Origin of the sequence: Streptomyces albiaxialis, from assembly GCF_039530985.1 — a bacterium.
Classification (GTDB): Bacteria; Actinomycetota; Actinomycetes; order Streptomycetales; family Streptomycetaceae; genus Streptomyces; species Streptomyces albiaxialis.
The window spans coordinates 205,534-225,623 of record NZ_BAAAPE010000009.1 but is presented as its reverse complement, the minus strand read 5'-3'; the positions used below and the strand labels follow the sequence as shown (position 1 = coordinate 225,623).

At 72.3% G+C, this 20,090-nt stretch carries 24 protein-coding genes; 17 read left to right on the top strand and 7 right to left on the bottom strand.

Annotation, left to right across the window (positions count from 1 at the left end):
* Positions 1-126 precede the first annotated feature (126 nt).
* On the top strand, positions 127-1,389 hold the full coding sequence (locus ABD343_RS19100) for an FUSC family protein (protein WP_344529722.1): 1,263 nt from the start codon (positions 127-129) through the stop codon (positions 1,387-1,389).
* Here the strand turns inward: ABD343_RS19100 and ABD343_RS19095 are convergent.
* Positions 1,350-1,661 carry a gas vesicle protein GvpO gene (locus tag ABD343_RS19095; protein WP_344529720.1) on the bottom strand — a complete coding sequence of 104 codons (312 nt, stop codon included), beginning with the start codon at positions 1,659-1,661 and terminating at the stop codon, positions 1,350-1,352. The two genes, ABD343_RS19100 and ABD343_RS19095, sit on opposite strands and share 40 nt — an antisense overlap.
* Before the next feature lie 121 nt (positions 1,662-1,782).
* Here ABD343_RS19095 and ABD343_RS19090 point away from each other — a divergent pair, with 121 nt between their 5' ends.
* Complete coding sequence (locus tag ABD343_RS19090; protein WP_344529718.1) at positions 1,783-2,172, top strand: DUF2267 domain-containing protein; 390 nt, start codon at positions 1,783-1,785, stop codon at positions 2,170-2,172.
* A 123-nt stretch (positions 2,173-2,295) separates the two neighbouring features.
* On the opposite strand, the gene ABD343_RS19085 is transcribed toward ABD343_RS19090, so the two are convergent.
* Positions 2,296-2,478 (bottom strand): hypothetical protein, encoded by a 183-nt coding sequence (locus ABD343_RS19085; protein ID WP_344529716.1) that lies wholly within the window; start codon positions 2,476-2,478, stop codon positions 2,296-2,298.
* Positions 2,479-2,821: 343 nt separating this feature from the next.
* Here ABD343_RS19085 and ABD343_RS19080 point away from each other — a divergent pair, with 343 nt between their 5' ends.
* The 13 genes from ABD343_RS19080 to ABD343_RS19020 all read left to right on the top strand — a co-directional run bounded on the left by ABD343_RS19080 (position 2,822) and on the right by ABD343_RS19020 (position 11,786).
* Entirely contained in the window at positions 2,822-3,331 is a 510-nt protein-coding gene (locus ABD343_RS19080; protein ID WP_344529714.1) for a hemerythrin domain-containing protein, read from the top strand.
* Between the two features lie 29 nt (positions 3,332-3,360).
* Complete coding sequence (locus ABD343_RS19075) at positions 3,361-5,466, top strand: catalase (protein ID WP_344529975.1); 2,106 nt, start codon at positions 3,361-3,363, stop codon at positions 5,464-5,466.
* 118 nt (positions 5,467-5,584) lie between these two features.
* Complete coding sequence (locus ABD343_RS19070; RefSeq protein ID WP_344529712.1) at positions 5,585-5,995, top strand: gas vesicle structural protein GvpA; 411 nt, start codon at positions 5,585-5,587, stop codon at positions 5,993-5,995.
* A complete protein-coding gene (locus ABD343_RS19065; RefSeq protein ID WP_344529710.1) occupies positions 5,992-6,702 on the top strand; it encodes a GvpL/GvpF family gas vesicle protein in 711 nt (236 codons plus the stop codon). Before ABD343_RS19070 ends, ABD343_RS19065 begins: the two co-directional genes overlap by 4 nt.
* 18 nt (positions 6,703-6,720) lie before the next feature.
* Positions 6,721-6,957: a gas vesicle protein GvpG gene (locus ABD343_RS19060; RefSeq protein WP_344529708.1), complete on the top strand. Its 237-nt coding sequence runs from the start codon at positions 6,721-6,723 to the stop codon at positions 6,955-6,957.
* Positions 6,954-7,523, top strand: a complete 570-nt coding sequence (locus tag ABD343_RS19055) for a DNA primase (RefSeq protein WP_344529706.1) — start codon at positions 6,954-6,956, stop codon at positions 7,521-7,523. Before ABD343_RS19060 ends, ABD343_RS19055 begins: the two co-directional genes overlap by 4 nt.
* Entirely contained in the window at positions 7,516-8,382 is an 867-nt protein-coding gene (locus ABD343_RS19050) for an SRPBCC family protein (RefSeq protein ID WP_344529704.1), read from the top strand. Before ABD343_RS19055 ends, ABD343_RS19050 begins: the two co-directional genes overlap by 8 nt.
* Complete coding sequence (locus tag ABD343_RS19045; protein ID WP_344529703.1) at positions 8,379-8,696, top strand: gas vesicle protein; 318 nt, start codon at positions 8,379-8,381, stop codon at positions 8,694-8,696. The genes ABD343_RS19050 and ABD343_RS19045 overlap by 4 nt, the downstream gene beginning before the upstream one ends.
* Positions 8,686-9,528 (top strand): GvpL/GvpF family gas vesicle protein, encoded by an 843-nt coding sequence (locus ABD343_RS19040; protein ID WP_344529701.1) that lies wholly within the window; start codon positions 8,686-8,688, stop codon positions 9,526-9,528. The genes ABD343_RS19045 and ABD343_RS19040 overlap by 11 nt, the downstream gene beginning before the upstream one ends.
* Positions 9,525-9,707, top strand: a complete 183-nt coding sequence (locus ABD343_RS19035) for a gas vesicle protein (RefSeq protein WP_344529699.1) — start codon at positions 9,525-9,527, stop codon at positions 9,705-9,707. The genes ABD343_RS19040 and ABD343_RS19035 overlap by 4 nt, the downstream gene beginning before the upstream one ends.
* Before the next feature lie 5 nt (positions 9,708-9,712).
* Entirely contained in the window at positions 9,713-9,994 is a 282-nt protein-coding gene (locus tag ABD343_RS19030; RefSeq protein WP_344529697.1) for a gas vesicle protein K, read from the top strand.
* A gap of 70 nt (positions 9,995-10,064) precedes the next feature.
* Positions 10,065-10,439 (top strand): DUF6479 family protein, encoded by a 375-nt coding sequence (locus ABD343_RS19025; RefSeq protein ID WP_344529695.1) that lies wholly within the window; start codon positions 10,065-10,067, stop codon positions 10,437-10,439.
* 312 nt (positions 10,440-10,751) lie between these two features.
* Positions 10,752-11,786: a BTAD domain-containing putative transcriptional regulator gene (locus ABD343_RS19020; RefSeq protein ID WP_344529693.1), complete on the top strand. Its 1,035-nt coding sequence runs from the start codon at positions 10,752-10,754 to the stop codon at positions 11,784-11,786.
* Positions 11,787-11,969: 183 nt separating this feature from the next.
* Here the strand turns inward: ABD343_RS19020 and ABD343_RS19015 are convergent, their stop codons facing one another.
* From ABD343_RS19015 to ABD343_RS18995, 5 genes are all read right to left on the bottom strand, one after another.
* Positions 11,970-12,995, bottom strand: a complete 1,026-nt coding sequence (locus ABD343_RS19015) for an oxidoreductase (protein WP_344529691.1) — start codon at positions 12,993-12,995, stop codon at positions 11,970-11,972.
* A gap of 90 nt (positions 12,996-13,085) precedes the next feature.
* Positions 13,086-14,528 carry an arylsulfatase gene (locus ABD343_RS19010; RefSeq protein ID WP_344529689.1) on the bottom strand — a complete coding sequence of 481 codons (1,443 nt, stop codon included), beginning with the start codon at positions 14,526-14,528 and terminating at the stop codon, positions 13,086-13,088.
* Positions 14,525-15,400, bottom strand: a complete 876-nt coding sequence (locus ABD343_RS19005) for a carbohydrate ABC transporter permease (protein WP_344529687.1) — start codon at positions 15,398-15,400, stop codon at positions 14,525-14,527. The genes ABD343_RS19010 and ABD343_RS19005 overlap by 4 nt, the downstream gene beginning before the upstream one ends.
* 13 nt (positions 15,401-15,413) lie before the next feature.
* A complete protein-coding gene (locus ABD343_RS19000; protein ID WP_344529685.1) occupies positions 15,414-16,367 on the bottom strand; it encodes a carbohydrate ABC transporter permease in 954 nt (317 codons plus the stop codon).
* Positions 16,367-17,668: an ABC transporter substrate-binding protein gene (locus ABD343_RS18995; protein ID WP_344529683.1), complete on the bottom strand. Its 1,302-nt coding sequence runs from the start codon at positions 17,666-17,668 to the stop codon at positions 16,367-16,369. Before ABD343_RS18995 ends, ABD343_RS19000 begins: the two co-directional genes overlap by 1 nt.
* A 219-nt stretch (positions 17,669-17,887) precedes the next feature.
* On the opposite strand from ABD343_RS18995, the gene ABD343_RS18990 reads away from it, so the two are divergent.
* On the top strand, positions 17,888-19,447 hold the full coding sequence (locus tag ABD343_RS18990) for an MFS transporter (protein WP_344529681.1): 1,560 nt from the start codon (positions 17,888-17,890) through the stop codon (positions 19,445-19,447).
* A gap of 55 nt (positions 19,448-19,502) precedes the next feature.
* Complete coding sequence (locus ABD343_RS18985) at positions 19,503-20,078, top strand: TerD family protein (protein ID WP_344529679.1); 576 nt, start codon at positions 19,503-19,505, stop codon at positions 20,076-20,078.
* Positions 20,079-20,090 lie beyond the last annotated feature (12 nt).

Sequence of the window (20,090 nt, the reverse complement as noted above, 5' to 3'; positions counted from 1 at the left end):
TTCATCCGGGGCGCCGAGAACGCGTCGGCGAACGCGGTACGGGCCCGCGCGCCGGAGCCCGCATAGGACCGGCCTCCCCGTGGCACTTGTAGCGCCATGGTTCGAGCGAGGGCGGTGGCACGGGCCGTGTCGGGCGAAGCACGGGGGATCGGCCGTTCCGCGCGTGCGGCCGCGACGGGGCCGGGGCGCGAGCGCGACCTGGTGTTCCAGTCGCTGAAGGCCGCGTTCGCCGCCCTCGTCGCCTGGACGGGCGCGAGCCTCGTGCTCGACAGCACCCTCGCCCTCATGGCGCCCTGGGTCGCGATCGTCCTCGTCCAGTCGACCGTCTACCGCTCCCTCGCCCACGCGGGCCAGCAGACCGCGGCCATCCTCGTCGGCACGCTGCTGGCCACGCTGGTGATGCGCACGCTGGACGACCGGATGGCGGCCATGGCCGTGGTCCTCCCCGTCACGCTGCTCCTCGGCAACTGGCCCCGGCTCGGCACGCAGGGCATCTACGGCGCGACGGCCGGGCTGTTCACCCTCGCCTCGCCCGAGGTCACCCTGGCCGGCGCGGGGGAGCGGGCGGGAGCGGCGCTCGCGGGGGCCGCCGTCGGGGTCTGCGTCAACGCGTTCGTCCGGCCGCCCAAGTATCTGCGCAGCACCCGGGAGGCCGTACGCGGCGTGGCCTGCGAGGCCGAGGAGATCCTCCTCGCCATCGCCGACGGTGTGGACGACACGTGGGACGGCGAGCGGGCGCACCGCTGGTACGCGCGCGCCCGGCGGCTCCCCTCCCTGGTGCGGGGCGTGCGGTCGGCCCTCGAATGGAGCCAGGAGAGCCGCCGCTTCCACCCCGTACGGGCCCACCGGGACCGGATCGGGCGGCTGGAGACGGTCTCGGCCGAGGTGCTGGTCACCCTCGACAAGGTCGCCGACCACGTCATCGACCTCGGGCGGCTCGTGGTGCAGACCCATGAGGAGCGGCGCGACCGGGCCGTGCCCGACTCCGGGGTCACCGGCCCGTACGCCGAGATGCTCCGCCAGGTCGCCACCGCGCTCGGCGCCTACCGCCGCATGGTCGTCGAGGGCGCCGGGGGATCCGGGGGCGAGGCGGCCGAGGCCCGCCGCGAACTCACCGAGGCGGTGCACGCGGCCGAGGCCACCTACCGGCGGCTGCGCACCGAGCTGCCCCAGCGCATGTCGGACGACCCCGAGACGACCGCGCTCTTCGGCTCCTGGCTGCTGATCGCCCACCGCCTCACCACGCACCTGCGCGAACGGACGCTGCCGCAGGAGGACTGCGAGGAGGCGAGCGCGGAGGCGAGCACGGAGGAGGCGGAGGCGAGCACGGAGGAGAGCGAGGTGGAGGGCTACGAGCGGGGGCGGGGGTCGGCGCGGCCGCGCTCGTAGCGCTCCTGGCGGCTGTACCCGGTGAGGCGGCCGTCGCCGTCCAGCGTCAGCTCGTACAGGCCCAGCAGGCTCATGGTGTCGGGGACCCGGCTCAGCTCGACGGCCTCGACCCGGAGGGTCCAGCCGCCGTCCTCCACCGGGGCGAACGAGATGACCGACTCGGGCTCCAGCCCGGTCAGCTCGGCGAAGGTGCCGCAGGCCGAGCGGAGCAGCTCCGCCGTGTCCGGGCGCTCCTTCTTCCGGCTCCCGCCGCTCTGCCGCTCGCCGCTCATCCGTGTCCCCTCTCCTCGGCTGCGCGTACGAACCTGCCGGGTGCCCCCGTTCGTACGGAGTGAACCCGGGTGCGAGGGGTACCGCGGGAGGCAGCACAACCGCGAGGGAGGAACAGCGCAGATGACTTACGGAGAATTCCTGGCACAGGTGCGGGAGCAGGCCTCCTGCGCCGACAACGAGGAAGCCGCGCGGGTCACCGAGGCCGTCGCCGTGCTGCTCGGCACCCGGCTCCAGGCGAACTCCGCGCGCCATCTCGCCGCCCAGCTCCCCGACGAGCTGACGGCTCCGCTCACCCACACCGGGGGAGGGGCGGAGACCTGGACCGGGGCCGAGTTCCTGGAACGGGTGCGGGAGGCGACCGGGGCGGAGAACGCGGACATCGCCCGGCGGCAGGCGGAGGCGGTCTGCGGCGCCGTGCGGGACACGGTGACCGGCGGTGAGCTGAACAAGCTCATCAGCCAGTTGCCCAGCGGCTACGCACCGCTGTTCGGCCACCCCGAGCTGGCGTGAGCGGCGGCACCGCCCGGGCGGCACGGCCCGGGCGGGCGCACGGAGGAGGGGCACGGCCGGTGCCGTGCCCCTCCTCCGTGCTCGGTCGTTCTCGTCGTATGCCGTCTGTGCCTTCTCCCCGGCTCAGTCCTCGCCGCGGAAGATGTGCGCCTCCGGGTCGTTCTCGTCGGCCGGGCGGTACGGCCCGTAGCTCATCGGGCCGTCCGTACGGCGCGGCCACGTCCTCCGGGCCGTGACGACGAGGACCCGTCCGCCGGGTGGCGGAGAGGTCTCGCGCGCGACCGTCGTGATGTCGCTGTCCTGCACCTGTACTCACCTTCTCAACTCGCGGCCCCACGGCCGCCGTCGCGCGGCCGTGGCGGCACCTTGTCGCGGTGGGAGTCGAAGAATCCCCGCTGCCTCTTGCCTATCCGATCGCCATAAAGCCGGCCGAAATCGGCGCCCTCGGCTCCCTCCCGCGCCTGCTCCGGCGGTTCGCATGCCGCCCGGGTAGCCGCCGCTCCCCGGGCCAAACGGCGCCGGGGACCGGCGCCGTGCCGCGCGCCGTTTCGCCGTCCGCGCCCGGGTTACCCGGTGGGTTCTCCCCTGGACCCGGCGGGGCGTCCTCCACGGACCCCCGCCGGGGCTTCCGAGAGGCCGAGGAGGCGTCATGGCGCACAAGCAGGACGTGCTGGAGCTGCTGGTCGGCGACCACCGCGAGACGGAGCGGATGTTCGCCGCGTTCGAGGCGAGCCGCGACCCCGTGCGCCGGCGCGAACTGGTGGACCTCGTGGTGGCCGGGCTGGAGCGGCACTCCGCGGCCGAGGAGGAGCACCTGTACCCCGTGGTCCGGCGCGTGCTGCCCGACGGCGACGAGATCGCCGCGCGGGAGCTCGCGGAACACGCCGAGGTCGGGCGGACGATCGACGCGCTCGACGGCGCCGACCCCACGGACACCGCGTTCGCGCGCGACGTCGCCACGCTGATGCGCCAGGTCCAGGAGCACGTGGTGGAGGAGGAGAACGAGGTCTTCCCCCGGCTGCGCGCGGCCCTCACCCCCGGCGAACGGGCCGAGCTGGGCGCCAGGGCCATGGACCCGGGCGCCGGGGCCACGGGCCCGCGCGCCGGGCTCGCGGACCGCGTACGCGCCTGGCTCACCGGCCGTACGCACCTGATGTGAGCGAAGCGAAGGGAACGGACGCCACGCCCATGCACGGCAAGGACAGGAAACAGCGGCAGAACGACGACTTCCGGGCGGTGGACCCCGCCGAGGTCCCGCTCACCACCGACCAGGGCACCGCCGTCGACCACACGGACGACGCGCTCACGGCCGGGGAGCGGGGCCCGACGCTGATGGAGGACTTCCACTTCCGCGAGAAGCTGACCCACTTCGACCACGAGCGGATCCCGGAGCGCGTGGTGCACGCGCGCGGCGCGGGCGCGTACGGCTACTTCTACCCGTACGAGTCCTGCGCCTCCTTCACCCGGGCCGCGTTCCTCCAGGACCCCTCCGTGCACACTCCCGTCTTCGTGCGCTTCTCCACCGTGCAGGGCCCGCGCGGCTCGGCGGACACGGTGCGGGACGTCCGGGGGTTCGCCACGAAGTTCTACACGTCGGAGGGGAACTTCGACCTCGTCGGGAACAACTTCCCCGTCTTCTTCATCCAGGACGGCATCAAGTTCCCCGACTTCGTGCACGCCCTCAAGCCCGAGCCGCACAACGAGATCCCCACCGGCGCCTCCGCGCACGACACCCTGTGGGACTTCGTCTCGCTCCAGCCCGAGACGCTGCACGCGGTCATGTGGCTGATGTCCGACCGCGCGATCCCGCGCAGTTACCGGATGATGCCGGGCTTCGGCGTGCACACCTTCCGCCTGGTGGACGCCGACGGGCGCGGCACGTTCGTCAAGTTCCACTGGACGCCCCGGCTCGGCACGCACTCGCTGGTGTGGGACGAGGCCCAGGAGTGCCAGGGCCGCGACCCCGACTTCAACCGGCGCGACCTGTGGGAGGCCATCGAGGCGGGCGAGTACCCGGAGTACGAGCTGGGGGTGCAGCTCGTGCCGGAGACCGACGAGTTCGCCTTCGACTTCGACCTGCTCGACGCCACGAAGCTCATCCCGGAGGAGCGGGTGCCCGTCCGCCCGGTCGGCCGGATGGTCCTGGACCGCAACCCCGACAATTTCTTCGCCGAGACCGAGCAGGTCGCCTTCCACACGGCCAATATCGTGCCCGGGATCGACTTCACCGACGACCCGCTGCTCCAGGCCCGCCTCTTCTCGTACCTGGACACCCAGCTCCTGCGGCTCGGCGGGTCCAACTTCGCGCAGCTCCCCGTCAACCGGCCCCTCGCGCCCGTCTCCACCGACCAGCGCGACGGCTTCCACCAGACAGCGATCCACCGCGGCACCAGCTACACGAAGAACTCCCTCGGCGGCGGCTGCCCGGCCGTCGGCGGGCCCGAGGGCGCGGCCTTCGCGCACCACGCGACCCGGGTGGACGGCGCGAAGGTCCGCGCCCGCAGCGCCTCGTTCCGCGACCACCACAGCCAGGCCGCGCTCTTCTGGCACAGCGCGAGCGCCTGGGAGAAGCAGCACATCGTGGACGCCTTCCGCTTCGAGTTGGGCAAGGTCGGCGCCGTCAGCGTCCGCGAACGCGTCGTCGGCGAGCTGAACGGCGTGGACCACGCCCTGGCCTCCGCCGTCGCCACCGGCGTCGGCGTGCCCGCGCCCCCGGCCGACGAGGCCGCGACGCACAAGCAGGTGTCGCCCGCGCTCAGCCTGGAGAACGCGCCCGGCGACGGCTCGATCCGCACCCGCAAGGTCGCGGTCCTGGTCGACGACGGCGTGGACGCCGAACAGGTCGTCTCCGTACGGGACGTGCTCGCCGCGCAGGGCGCCGTCGTCGAGGCCCTCGCCCCGCGCGACGGGACGATCGCCGGGCGCGACGGCGAGCCGCAGGCCGTGGACCGCTCCCTGATGACCGTCGCCTCCGTGCTCTACGACGCGGTGTACGTCCCCGGCGGCCCCGGCCCCGACGCGCCGTCGGCCCAGCCGAACGGCGCCGTGCTGCGCTTCGTCCGGGACGCCTACCGGCACGGCAAGCCCGTCGCCGCCTCCGGCTCCGGGGTCGCCGCGCTGGAGGCGCTGGAGGCGCCCGGACTGCGCCTCGCCGAGGGGCCCGGCGAGGCCGTCGCCGACCACGGCGTGGTCTCCGAGCGGACCGAGGGCCCGGTCTCGGGCGACTTCACCCGGGCCTTCAGCGAGGCCCTCGCCGCCCACCGGCACCGGGACAGGCCGCAGGCCCGCGACTGAACTGGGCCCGGCCGCCCGCCGTTTGACCAGGCCGTAACGGGATACCCGGGACCTTCAGCGTGAAGGGTAAGAAACCGAACCGTTCCGCATCATCCACAACGAAGGAGGGCCGTGCCCCATGACTGTCGCTCCGGCAGCACAGCAAGGCGGTGGCACCGGCAATCTGTACGACGTGCTCGAACTCGTCCTCGACCGGGGACTGGTCATCGACGCGTTCGTCCGCGTCTCGCTCGTCGGCATCGAGATCCTGAAGATCGACGTCCGGGTCGTCGTGGCCAGCGTCGACACCTATCTGCGGTTCGCCGAGGCCGCCAACCGGCTCGACCTGGAGTCCGGCCGGAACAAGAGCCCCGGACTGCCCGAGATGGTCGGCGAGATCACCGAGTCCGGCTCGCGGGGCAAGACCAAGGGCGCGCTCAGCGGCGCGGCCCAGACCGTCTCCGACGCCTACCGCCAGGCCCGTGAGGAGAGCCAGCGCGAGGAGGAGACCGCAGGACGGTCCCGCAGGAAGAAGGGAGACAGCGAGTGAGCACGTACGTCTACGGCATCACACGCGCCTCCGGGACGAAGTTCCCCGCGGAGCTGACCGGCGTGGGACAGCGCCCGGTGAGGGCCGTGGAGGAGTCCGGCCTCGCGGCGATCGTCAGCGACGCGCCCGAGGAACTGACCCCCAAGCGCAGGGAACTGCTCGCCCACCAGACCGTGCTGGGCCACGCGGGCGCCGCACAGACCGTGCTGCCCATGCGGTTCGGCAGCGTCTCCGACGACGACGGCGCCGTCTCCGAGGTCCTCGCCGAGCGCGCGGACCACTTCAGGGAGCGGCTCGACGCGCTGGAGAACACCGTCGAGTACAACGTCAAGGCCACCCATGACGAGGAGGCCGTGCTGCACCGCGTCATGGCCGACAACCCGGCGCTGCGCGCCGCGAGCGAGGCCAACCGCGCCGCGGGCGGCGGCACCTACGACGAACGACTGCGCTTCGGCGAGCAGGTGGCGGGCGCCGTCAAGGAACGCGAGGCCGAGGACGCACACCTGCTGCGCGAGGCCCTCGAACCCCTCGCGAACGACGTCAGCCCCGGCCCCGAGAGCACGGGATGGCTCGCGAACGACTCGTTCCTCGTGGACCGGGACGCCGCCCAGCGGTTCGTCGCCGCGCTCGACGAGTTCCAGAAGGCCCAGCCCCACCTGGAGCTGCGCGTGAGCGGCCCGCTGCCGCCGTACAGCTTCGTCGGCTGACGCCCGGGTGCACCGCACATGGGACTGCTGAAGGAACTGCTGCTGCTCCCCGCCGCGCCCGTACGCGGCACGGCGTGGGTGCTGCGGCAGGTCCAGGCCGAGGCCGAGCGCCAGTACCGCGACCCGGCCACCGTGCAGCGCGAACTCGCCCACCTCACGGATCAGTTGGAGGCGGGCGAGATCGACGAGGACGAATTCGACCGGCGTGAGGACGAACTGCTCGCACGCCTGGAGGACTGGGGACCACTGACGTGAACAACAGGCTCGCACTGGGACTGGCCGTGGGCGGCGGATACGTCCTCGGCCGTACGAAGAAGGCGAAGCTCGCCTTCGCCGTCGGCACCATGGTGGCCGGCAGAAGGATGAAGCTGAACCCGCGTGACATCGGGCGCCTGGCCACCGATCTGCTGGAGAAGAACCCGCAGTTCAAGGAGTTGGGCGACCAGCTCCGCGAGGACCTGCGGGGCACCGGCAGGGCCGCGGCGGGCGCGCTCGTCGACCGCCAGATCAACAACCTCGCCGACCGGGTGCACGCACGCACCCTGGACGTGCGCGACCGCGTCGCCCACGCGGGCGAGCTGGCGTCGTCGAAGGCGAAGGAGGGCGCGGACACGGCGAAGAGCACGGCGAAGGACACGGCCGGCTCGGCGAAGAACGCCTCGAAGAACGCCTCGAAGAACACCTCGAAGAGCGCTTCCGGCACCGCGAAGAACGCCTCGAAGAGCACCGCGAGGAAGACCACCGGCACCGCGAAGAAGGCCGCCAAGAAGGCGCCCGCCAAGGCGGGCACGGCGAAGAAGGGCGGGCGCGGCGATGGCTGACCACAGGAACGGAGCGCCGACGGACCGGCTCAGGTCCGAGTTCCAGGGCCTGATGACGGCCGAGGCCGAACGGCTGCTCGTGGGGCTCGGCCGCAAGCTGGGCTCGACCACCTCGAAGCTCGACGACGTGGCCGAGGGCCGCAGCCCGGGCTTCGCGAAGCTCGCCCTCGACAGCGGGCGCAAGACCCTCCAGGGCAAGGGCCCCGTGCGGGGTGCCCTGGAGATCGGCGCCTCCCGCCTCAAGGACACGGCGGTCGGCCTGGTCAAGGGCATGGCCTCGAAGGGCGGCAAGGGTGCGGGCGGCGGCAGGAAGCCGACCGTCATCATGGAGCAGGTCGACGTGGGCGTGCCCCTGCGCGAGGCGTACGAACAGTGGACGCGCTACGAGGAGTTCAGCACCTTCGCCCGCGGCGTCCAGGACGTGGCCGTCGCCGACGGGACCACGTCCGACTGGAAGCTCAAGATCTTCTGGTCCACCCGGAGCTGGAAGGCCCGGATCACCGACGAGTCCGACCAGGAGCGCGTCGCGTGGACCTCCGAGGGCGCCAAGGGCACCACCAAGGGCGCCGTCACCTTCCACGCGCTCGGCGAGAACCTGACCCGGGTGCTGCTCGTCATCGAGTACTACCCCAAGGGGCTGTTCGAGAAGACGGGCAACATCTGGCGCGCCCAGGGCCGCCGCGCCCGCCTCGACCTCAAGCACTACGCCCGCCACGTGACCCTGCGGGGCGCGACGGAGGAGCAGGAGGACGAGCAGAAGGACGAGCAGAAGGACGAGCAGGAGCAGGAGGAGGAGCAGGAGGAGTCGTCCGCGGAGGAAGAACCGGAGGGGGCGGAGACCGAGGAGAGCCGCGCATGACGACCCCGAGCCGACTGCCCGAGCCGTACGAGCGCAACGGCTCCAACCTCGCGGACATCCTGGAGCGGGTGCTCGACAAGGGCGTGGTCATCGCGGGCGACATCCGCATCAACCTGCTCGACATCGAGCTGCTCACCATCAAGCTGCGCCTCATCGTGGCCTCCGTCGACAAGGCGAAGGAGATGGGCATCGACTGGTGGGAGGAGGACCCGGCACTCAGTTCGAGCGCCCGCCGCCGCGAGCTGTCCAAGGAGAACGAACGGCTGCGGCACCGCGTCGAGGAGCTGGAGGAGGCGAGCCCCCGTGAGCGCTGAGCTGCGTTACGTCTACGCCGTCACCCGCCCGTTCGACGAGCCGCTCCCCGCCGAACTGCGGGGGGTGGACGGCACCGTGCCGCACACCCTGCTGCACGACGGTCTGCAGGCGGTCATCAGCCTGGTGCCCGAGGCCGACTTCGCCGAGGAACCGCTGCGCGCGCACCTGGAGGACCTGGACTGGCTCTCCGGCACGGCGCGCGCCCATCAGGCCGTGGTCGACGCGCTGACCCGGCTCACCTGCCCGCTGCCGCTCCGCCTCGGCACCGTCTACCGCGACGACGAGGGCGTACGGCGCATGCTCGCCGACGGCGGCCCGCGCTTCCGGCGCACGCTGGACCGGCTGGAGGGACGTGTGGAGTGGGGCGTGAAGGTCTCCACCGAGCGCCCCGAGGAGCCGCCGCCCGAGCCGTCGGCGTCGGCGCCGGTGAGCGGGCGCGACTATCTGCGCCGCCGCAGGAGCCAGGTCACCGCCCGCGAGAGCGCGCTGGCGGACGCCGAGCGGCTCGCCGACGCGCTCCACGCGGCGCTCGCCCGGGACGCCGAGGACGTACGGCTGCACCGGCCGCAGAACCCGAAGCTCTCCGGTGCCTCCGGGCGGAACCTGCTCAACGCCTCGTATCTCGTGCCGGGCGCCCGCAGCGAGGCGTTCCTGGAGCTGCTCGAACGGCTCGCGGCGTCAGAGCCGGACGTCCGCGTGGAGGTCACGGGACCCTGGGCCCCGTACTCGTTCGCGGCGGAGACCGCGGACGCCCCCGCCGACGCCGCGGGTGACACCTCCGATGACGCCGACGCGTCCGGGGACGGGGCCGGCGTGCCGGAGCCCACATGACCGCGCTCCAGCAGCGCGAGATCGCGCTGGTCGACCTGCTGGACCGGCTGATCGGCACCGGGGTCGTCGTCACCGGCAGCCTCACGCTGAGCATCGCCGACGTCGACCTGGTCCGCGTCGACCTGCGCGCGCTCATCAGCTCCGTGAACGAGCGCGTCCCGTCGCCCTGGGAGGAGTGACCGCCGTGACCCGCCGCGTGGAGTTCGACCCCGACACCCTCGAACGCGACCTGGCTTCCCTGATCCTCACCGTCGTCGAGCTGCTGCGGCAGCTCATGGAGCGCCAGGCGCTGCGCCGCGTGGACACGGGCGAGCTGACGGAGGAACAGGAGGAGCGCATCGGGATGACCCTGATGCTGCTGGAGGACCGGATGACGCTGCTGCGCACCCGCTTCGGCCTCTCCCCGGAGGACCTCAACCTCGACCTGGGCCCGCTGGGCCCTCTCCTGCCGCCCGCCGGATCCTGAACCGGCGCCGCAGGGCGCAGGGTGCACTGACCGCGAGCCACGGCGGAGCCGTGGGACGGAGGGTGAGCACATGGACGCGCAAGCGACGGAGGCCGTGCTCGACCAGGCGGTGATGCGGCATCTGCTGATCGGCGCGGTGCCGTTCGTACTCGGTCTCGCCGTCGTCGTCGCGCTGATCGGCGCGGTGTGGCTGGGCATCAGGATCCGGCGGCGCGAACCCACGCCGCCCGGGCCCGGATCCCAGCCGCGGCTGCCCGACTCGGGGCCCGTCGGCGACGTCGAGGAGGCACGGGTGCCGGACGAGATGCCGCGCGACGGCAGGCGCCGGCTCCCGCACGAGGGAGTGCGGGACTACGGTTCCGCAACGGACGGTTCGGAGCACCGGGGACGGCGCCGTTGGACACCGGGGCGGAGTGGATCGTTCGGCAGTGGTGGGCCCGGCTGAGCGAACACCGGGAAATCGCAACTGCAAAGCGTCTGGGAAGTCCTTGTATGTCCCACTTGCTGGAGTCGGCCCGCGCGGCCCGCTGCGCGACCGTGCTCCGTGGGCATTCCGCGAACACCGCCCCTACGCAGGGAATTTCGCGCCCGGAAGGGTGTCGGGGCCGCCGTGCGGGCCGTGTGTGCTGGACGCGGCCTTGATGAGTGAGCTGCCTCTTCCGGAAAACATGTGCAACGTGTGGAATATGCGCAGAGTAGCTCCGTGGACCAGCTCTGGTTCATCACACACATCAGGCTCACGGATCGAAGGACGCTGATGGAGCACGGGGACAGGGCACAACCATGCGAGACAACCACCGAACTCGGGGAAGCGGTCCGCACCGCGCGGGACAGGGCGCGGCTGAGCCAGCGCGTGCTCGCCGCGCGGTCCGGGGTCAGCCTGCGCACCCTCCGGGAGATCGAACGCGGCCGCGTCCGGGTGCCCCGGGCGCGGTCCATGGAGCGGCTGGCGGCCACGCTCCAGGCGCCGGGTCTCCTGGACCACGGCGCGGTGCGCACCGCCGAGCGCCCGGGGCCCGACGGGGCTGAGGACCGCTTCCTGCTGCGGGTGCTCGGCCCGCTCGGCGCGGCCCGCGCGGGCGTCCCGCTCAACGCGGGCACGCCCATGCAGCAGAGCCTTCTCGGCCTCCTGGCGCTGCACGCCAACCAGAGCGTGACGCACGCCGAGATCGTCGAGACCCTGTGGGGCGAGCATCCGCCGGGCTCGTTCAACCAGCTCATCCATACCTATGTGTCCCGGCTGCGCTCGCTGCTGGCGAAGCATCAGGACGCGGGCACGGGCCTGCCCCGCATCGAGCGCCGCCACGCGGGATACGAACTGCGCATCGACGCGGCGCAGTTGGACCTCCTCCAGTTCGGCGAGCTGATGGCCGAGGCGGAGACGGTCCGCGCCACGGGCGACCCCGCACGCGAGGCCCGGCTCCTCGCCGACGCGCTCGGGCTGTGGTCGGGGCCGGTGCTGGGCGGCTGCTCCGCGCGGCTGCGCGAGCATCCGCGCGCGATCGGCCTCGCCCAGCGGCAGGTCACGGCGGCGCTGCGGTTCGCCCAGCTCGCCGAGGTCTCCGGCGACCACGAGCGCGCCGTGGACCAGTTGCGTCCGCTCGTGCGCCAGCATCCCCTGCACGAGGGGCTGCACGCGCGGCTCATGCTCGCGCTGGCGGAGGACGGGCGGCGGGTCGAGGCGCTCGATCTGTTCGGCCGGATCGACCGGACGCTGCGGGGCCAGTTCGGCATCGAGCCGGGCCCCGAGCTGCGGGCTGCGCAGCTCGCCGTTCTTCGGGGTACCGCCTGAGGTGCCCCTGCGGCAGTGCCGGGCAGGGGCTGCCCCGCCATGTGCGTTCCGGGCTGCGGGAGCGTTGTGGCCGGTCGCGCGGTTCCCCGCGCCCCTGAAGCCGCCCCCCCCCGGGGCGAGCTTCGGGGCGCCTCCCCGTCAGCGACGCGGGGAACTGCGCGTCGGCGGGGCAGCCCTGACCGGCTAGTTCGGGCCCGCGGGCGTCCACAGGGGGTGGTCGACGTACCCTCGGGCGCCGCCCGTGTAATGCGTGGCGCGGTCGCTGGAGGCCAGCGGAGCGTCCAGCGCGAGGCGGCTCACGAGGTCCGGGTTGGCGATGAAGTGGCGGGCGTAGGAGACGGCGTCGGCGGTGCCGGTGGCGATCAGCGCGGCGCCGCTCGCCCCGTCGAAGCCGTGGTTGGCGATCAGCGGCCCGTCGTACAGCCGCCGGTAGCGCGCGACCGCCGCCTCGTCCGGCCCGGGCGCGGGGCCCCGCAGATGCAGGTACGCCAGCGGGCGCCGCGCGAGGGCCTCCACGACCCCGTCGACGCGGGCCAGATGGGCCTCGTCCGGTATCCAGGGGCACGGGCCCTCCGCGTGGGGCTGGTCGCGCCAGGACCAGTACGGCGAGAGCCGTACGCCGACGCGCCGCTCCCCGTCCCACGCCTCGCACACCGCGTCGGCGACGTCCAGCAGCGGACGGCCGCCGCCCGGAGCGTAGGCGTCGGTACGGGAGTTGAGGCGGGCGTTGAGGAAGCGGGCCAGCGGATAGACGCCGCCCGCGGCGATCTCGACCCCGTCGAACCCGGCGTCGCGCGCCCGCGCGGCGGCCGAGGCGTACGCCCCGACGAGGGCCGCGATGTCCGTGCCGGACATCTCCCCGGGCGCCGCGGACCCGGCGTGCCAGAGCTGCGCGGCGATACGGCCGCCGAGCGCCCGTACGAGGCCGGTGACCCGGCGCCAGGCGGCCGTCTGCCCGTCCGTGAAGAGGCCGGGCACGTGGGGGAAGGCGATGGCGTCCTCGCCGACCCACACGCCCTCGGAGACGATCAGCCCGGCGCTCGCGCGCTGGGCGTAGTACGCGGCGTGCAGCTCCGTGGGCAGCAGGCCGGGGTTGGTGGCGCGGGCCCGGGTCAGCGGGGCCATCACCACCCGGTTGGGGAGCCGCAGCGCGCCCAGCGCGAGCGGGCGCAACAGGGGCTGGTCCAGTAGAACGTCCGGTGCGGTCATGGTTCCGTCCCCTCGTGAGCGGGTCTGTCACGACGTCGACGGAACCCGTCCGGGAAAGGTGACCGGAGGCGGCCCAGGGCGCCCGGTCGGCTACGGGCCGCCCGCGCCGCGCAGCGACGGCAGCACCGGGTCCACCGGCCGCCCCGGCACCAGCCGCCCGTCCGCGACGAACCCCTCCGGCCGCCCGTCGAGCGCGGAGACGAGCCGCGCCCGCCAGCGGGCCAGGCGTTCCCCGCCGTCCCGCGCGAGATCGCGCAGCTCACCGGGGTCCTCGTCCAGGTCGAAGAGGTGCTCGGTGCCGGTGCCCGACATCCACACGTACTTCTCGTGGCCGTCCGTCAGCCACTGGAGGGACTGGCCCAGCAGCACGTGCTCGCCGTGCAGCCACTCCCGTACGGGCTCCCCGGCGAGGACGCTGTGCCCCTCGACGGCCTCCGGGACGGCGAGGCCCGCGGCGTCGAGGAGGGTCGGCATCACGTCGCGCAGCTCGACCACAGCGTCGCTCACCCGCCCCTCCGGCACACCGGGCCCGGCGAGGAGGAAGGGGACGCGCGCCGATCCCTCGTACGGGTAGCCCTTCCGCCACAGCCCGTGCTCGCCCAGCATCTCGCCGTGGTCCGAGACGAACGCGACGACCGTGTCCTCCGCGAGCCCGAACTCGGCCAGCGTCTGGAGGAAGCGGTGGATCTGCTGGTCCAGGTGCGCCATGTGGCCGTAGTAGCCCGCGCGGGCACGGTGCCGGGTCGCCGGGTCCATGTGCCCGACGAAGGCGTCGTGGACGCCGTCCCGCCGCCACGGAGCGTAGTCCTCCTCCCAGTCCCCGGCGGGCGGCGCTCCGGGCGGCGCCGCGAGGTACTGCTCGAAGGCCCAGGCGGGCGGGTCGTACGGCGGGTGCGGACGGTGGTAGGAGAGGAAGAGGAAGAACGGGGCCGTGGTGTCGCGGCGGTAGAGGAAGTCGGCGGCGCGCGTGGTGGCCCAGTTGGTGGGGTGCAGGCGTTCGGCCTTGTCCCAGGGGCGGGCCACGCACGAGTTGCAGTCCAGGCCGTGGTCCGCGTAGTCCTCGGCGGCCCGTACGCCGTCCTGGTCGGAGAGCCAGGCCAGATAGTCGTCGTACTGGCGCGGGTCGCGGCGCCGGTCGCGGCTGAAGTGCAGGTAGCCGTCGTGGAGTTCGACGTCGTCGAAGCCGAGCCGGGCCCGTTCCGGGTGGACGTGCATCTTGCCGACGCACTTGGTCTGGTACCCCGCGTCCCGGAAGGCGCCCGCCAGCGTCGTGCCGTACGTCCAGGGCACCCCGTCCTCGTAGCCGACGCGGCCGTGCGAGGTCTGCGAGAGCCCGGTGTGCAGCGCGGCGCGGGCCGGTACACAGGTCGGGGTCGCGGAGTAGGCGCGGCGGTAGCGGGTGCCGCGCGCGGCGAACGCGTCGAGGTACGGGGTGCGTACGACGCCGTGGCCCTCGGCCGACAGGCAGTCGCCGCGCCACTGGTCCACGCAGATCAGCACCACGTTCCGCGCGGACGCCGCCGGGGCGCTCACTTGCCGATCCCCAGCGTCATCCCGGTGATGATGCGGCGCGACAGCCACGCGTACATGATCAGCATCGGCGCCACGATCAGGCACAGCCCCGCGAACATCCCGCCCCAGTCGGCGCCCTTGTACTGCTGCTCGCCGATGAAGCGGGCCAGGACGAGGGGCAGCGTGAAGTTGTCGTTGCTCTGCATCAGGGCGAGCGCGAAGAGCGTCTCGTTCCAGTTGTTGATGAGCTGGAGGATGAACGCGGTGATCAGCCCGGAGCGGGCGAGCGGCAGCACGATCTGCCAGAACGTCCGCGCGGGCGAGGCCCCGTCCAGCGCCGCCGCCTCCTCCAGCTCACCGGGCAGCGAGCGGAAGAAGCCGGTGAGGAGGAAGACGGTGAACGGCATCGCGATGCCCACATAGACCAGGAACAGGCCCGGCAGCGTGTCCACCATGCTCACCTCGCTCAGCATGAAGAACACGGGGATCAGCAGCACCTGGCCCGGCACCCCGAGGCCGAGGATGAACAGCAGCGTCAGCGGCCCCGCCATCCGGTTCAGCCGGCGGCTGAGGGCGTACGCGGCGGGCGCGGCCAGCACGACGGACACGAGCGCCGCCGAGCCGCTGACCAGCACGCTGTTGAACGCGGCACGGCCGAAGCCGGAGTCGAAGGCGGTGGTGTAGTTCGAGAGGCGGAACGGGTCGGGCAGCCCCCAGGGGTCGGCGAAGATCTCCCGGGAGCCGCGCAGCGAGGTCAGCACCATCCACAGCAGCAGGAGCAGGCTCAGCCCGACGAAGAGCCAGATCAGCCCGATGCCGACGGCACGCACGGGGTTCGTCCGCGCCCGCGCGCGTACGGGCCTCTCCCGTACGGGCGTTGTCGTGGTCGCCACAGCGCGGTCCTCCTCAGAACTCGACGGGGTCGCGGCGCATCAGGCGGCGCAGCAGGGCGGTGAAGACGGCCACCAGCACGAGGCTGGTGATGCCCGCGGCGCAGACCACCCCGAACTGCGGGATGTCCGTGCCGGTGAACGCGTTGCGGTAGATATAGAGCGCGCTGGTCCAGGTCTCGATCGGCGGCCCGTTGGTGGTGAAGGTGCCGCCGAAGACGAGGACCAGCTCGAAGACCTTCACCGAGCTGATCGTCCACAGCACCGCGCAGACGGAGACCACGTCCCAGCTCAGCGGCAGCGTGATGTGCCAGAACTTGCGGAAGGCCCCGGCACCGGCCAGCTCCGCGTCCTCGTAGAGGTAGGCGGGGATGTTGTCGACGGCGGCCATGATGATGGCCACGTAGAAGCCGGTGGAGGTGCACACCATCGTCGCCATGATGAGGACGAAGACGTTGTCGCTGCCGAGCCACTTGGGCGGGTCGTCGACGCCGAGCGAGGAGAGGGCCGTGTTCACCATCCCGCCGGGGTTGAAGAGGAAGCCCGCGAGGACGCCGAAGACCATGGCGTTCACGATGTGCGGGAAGAAGATCACCGCGCGGACGAACTTCCGGCCCGCCATCTCGCGCAGCACCATCGTCAGCGCGAAGGCCAGCACGAAGACGGCGAGCCCGACGAACACCAGGATCTTGAAGGTGTTCAGCATCGACGTACGGAAGAACGGGTCGTCGACCAGCGCCCGGTAGCTGCCGAGGCCGTTCCACTCCATGGGGGAGTAGCCGTCCCACTTGTGGAAGCTGGTCCAGATCCCGAAGCCCAGCGGGCCGATGTAGAAGACCGCGAGGAAGGCCAGGGCCGGGCCGACGAACGGCCAGAACAGCCGCCGCCGCTTGAGCGCGAGCGGCGTCTCGCGCTGCTTCGCCAGTGCCGGGGGCCCGGCCTCCCGGCGCCCGGCCGTCAGGACGGCCATCAGCGGTGCGCCTTCGCGTACGCCGTGTGCAGCTTCTTGATCTTCGCGACGAACTGGTCGGGGCTCGCCTTGCCGAAGAACAGCTCCTTGTAGGCGGGGTAGAAGACCTTGTCCGTCCAGTCGGTCACCGAGCCCGGCATCTGCTCGCGCGAGGGCGTCGACTCCATCTGCTCCTTGACGTCCTTGAGGATCGCGGGCGCCTCGATGTCGGGGCGCGGCGTGATGTTCCCGGCCTTGCTCGCGATGCCCGCGAGGCGCTTCTTCGCGAGGAAGTAGGAGATGAACTTCTCGGCCGCCGCCGCGTTCTTGGCCTGCTTGGGCACCGCGAAGCCGAAGAGGCGTACGTCCGTGGCGTTCCGCTTGCCGCCCTTGTCGGCGACGGCGGAGGGGAAGGGCGCGGCCTTCGGCTCGAAGCCCTTCCTCGCGAACTTCCCGGTCTCCGTGGGCAGCCAGGAGCCGTTGAGATTGAACGCGGCCTTCCCCTCGGACCAGCGGTTCTGCTGCTCGGGGTACTTGCTTGCGTCGTAACCCTTGAGGAGATAGCCCTTGTCGACCAGCTCGCGGACCTTCTCGGCCGCCTCCTTGACGGCGGGGTCGTCCCAGCCCTTGCCGCTCTCGTCGGTGATGGCCCTTTTCATCACGCCGTCGCCGCCTATCCGGTCGGCGAGGTAGTCGAGCCACCAGCCGATGTAGACGGGCTGGTCGCCGTCGGCGGAGATGCAGGCGCGGTCCTTCCTCTTCAGCTCCCCGCACACGTCGAGCAGTTCGTCCCAGGTCTCCGGCGGCGACTTGAGGTCCTCGTCCGCGCCGTCGTACCAGAGGTTCACGGCGGTGACCTCGTACGGCACCAGCCATTTCCGGCCACCGTCCGGCTGCTTGCGGAGGTAGTCCATGTAGCTCATCTTGAGCTTGGACGACAGCTTGCCCTTCTCGCCCGTCGCGGGCCTGTCGAAGACCCCGGAGAGGTCCTTGGCCCGGCCCGACCGTACGAGCGTCGGGTACAGCTTGTCGTCGGACTGGTCGACCAGGTCCGGGACCTTGCCGGTGGTGAGCGTCGGGGCGAGCTTCTCCATGACGGTGCGGCCCTGCCACTGGACGTCGACCTTGACGCCGGTGTCCTCGGTGAAGTCCTTGATCGCGGACTTGAGGACGGCCGCCTGCGGCTCGTTCTCGGTCCACATCGACCAGTACGTCAGTTTCTTCGACCCGGACCCGCCGTCGGACCCGCAGCCGGTGAGAGTGGTGAGGACGGCGGCGGCCGCTGCGGCTGCCGCGACGGTGCGAAGTCCGGTGTGCTGCATGCGGTTTCCTTCCGGGGAACGGGCGGTCAGGGACATTGATCTCGCCGTTCCGCCCCCTGGTCAAGGCACCTGAGCAGAAGTCCAGGACCACGCTGAGCGAGTCCAAGTACGCGTGGGGCGCGGGGCCCCGCGCGGGGACCGGATATCCGTTCGCGACGCGTCCCCCCGTTACGTACTGTCGTACACATCATGCCGACAAAGAGGGAAAGGGCACGTCACATGGGAGAGGACAGTCAGGCCGCCGTGAGCGAGGAGCAGATCAACCGGGAGCGGGACGGCCCCGGGCGCGCGGGCGCGAAGGAGTGGATCGGCCTCGTCGTCCTCACGCTGCCCGTCCTGCTGATCTCCGTCGACCTCACGGTCCTCGGCTTCGCCGTGCCCGCGCTGAGCGAGGACCTCGCGCCGTCCAGCACCCAGTTGCTGTGGCTGGTGGACATCTACTCGTTCGTGCTCGCCGGGCTCCTCGTCACCATGGGCACCCTCGGCGACCGTATCGGCCGCCGCAAGCTGCTGATGGCGGGCTGCGCGGGTTTCGGCCTCGCCTCGCTCCTCGCCGCCTACGCGCCGAGCGCCGCCGCGCTGATCGCGGCCCGCGTCCTGCTCGGCGTCGCGGGCGCGACGCTGATGCCCTCGACGCTCTCGCTGCTGCGCAACATGTTCCAGGACGAGAAACAGCGGCTGATCGCCATCGCCGCCTGGGGCTCGGCCTTCAGTGCCGGATCCGCCCTCGGACCGGTCGTCGGCGGGGTGCTGCTGGAGCACTTCTGGTGGGGCTCGGTCTTCCTGATCAACCTGCCGCTGGTCGCCGTCGCGCTGCTCGCGCTGCCGCTGCTGGTGCCCGAGACCCGCGACCCCGCGCCGGGGAAGTTCGACCTGCCGAGCGCGGCGCTGACGCTGCTCGCGGTGATCCCGTTCGTCTACGGGGTCAAGTCCTTCGCGCACGGGGACGAGCTGGAGGCCGTGCCGTTCGTGCTGGTGGGGCTCGCGTTCGGCGCCGTGTTCGTACGGCGTCAGCGGCGGCTCACCGACCCGCTGATCGACGTCTCGCTGTTCGCCATCCGGCGCTTCTCGGCCGCCATCGGCACCAACATCCTGGTCGTCTTCGTGATGGCCGGATCCCTCTTCTTCCTCCCGCAGTTCCTCCAGCTCTCCGAGGGCCTCACGCCGCTCCGCGGCGGGCTCCTGCTGCTGCCGGGCGCCGTGGCCGCCGTCGCCGCCGGCTTCTTCGCCGCCGCCGCGGCCCAGCGGGTGGGCGTCCAGCGGCTGATCTCCGGCGGGCTCGCGGTCATCGCGGTGGGGTACGCGTCCCTGACGCTGCTGCCGATGGGGAACGGCGCGGCTGTGGTCACGGGCGCCTTCGTCCTCACCAGCCTGGGCGCCTCCACCGCCATGACGCTGACGAACAGCATCGTGCTCGACACGGTGCCGCCCGAGCGCGCGGGAGCCGCCTCCGCCGTCTCCGAGACCGCGATCGAGCTGGGCGGCGCGATGGGCATCGCCCTCCTCGGCAGCCTGCTCTCCTCGGTCTACCGCACGAGCCTCGACCCGGTGCCGGGCGTCCCCGACGGGGCGATGGACGGCGCCCGGGAGACGCTCGGCAGCGCGCTGCACGCGGCGGGCGGCCTCGGCGGCGCCCCGGGGCAGGCGCTCGCGGACGCGGCACGCGACGCGTTCGGCAGGGGCATCCAGATCACCGGCGCGGCGGGCGCGGTGCTGCTGGTGCTGGCCGCTGTCCAGGCCTGGCTCATGCTCCGGCCCGCACGGGGCGCCTCCGAGTAACTTCTACAGTCATGTAGATTTAAGGGTCCGGGCAACCGAGACCCAGGAGGGGACCGTGGGAGTTTCACTCGCCAAAGGCGGCAACGTATCGCTCAGCAAGGAGGCGCCGGGGCTCACCGCGGTCCTCGTCGGCCTCGGCTGGGACGTCCGCACGACGACCGGCGCGGACTACGACCTGGACGCCAGCGCGCTGCTCTGCAACGCGTCCGGAAAGGTCGTCTCCGACCAGCACTTCGTGTTCTACAACAACCTGAAGAGCCCGGACGGATCGGTCGAGCACACCGGCGACAACCTCACCGGCGAGGGCGAGGGTGACGACGAGTCGGTGAAGGTCGACCTCGCCGCCGTCCCGGCCGACGTCGAGCGGATCGTCTTCCCGGTCTCGATCCACGACGCCGAGAGCCGCGGCCAGAACTTCGGCCAGGTCAGCAACGCGTTCATCCGCGTCGTCAACCAGGCCGGCGGCGCCGAACTGGCCCGCTACGACCTCTCGGAGGACGCCGCCACCGAGACCGCCATGGTCTTCGGCGAGCTGTACCGGCACGGCGGCGAGTGGAAGTTCCGCGCGGTCGGCCAGGGCTACGCCTCCGGACTCGCGGGCATCGCCCAGGACTTCGGCGTCAACGTCTGACCCGGGGGACGC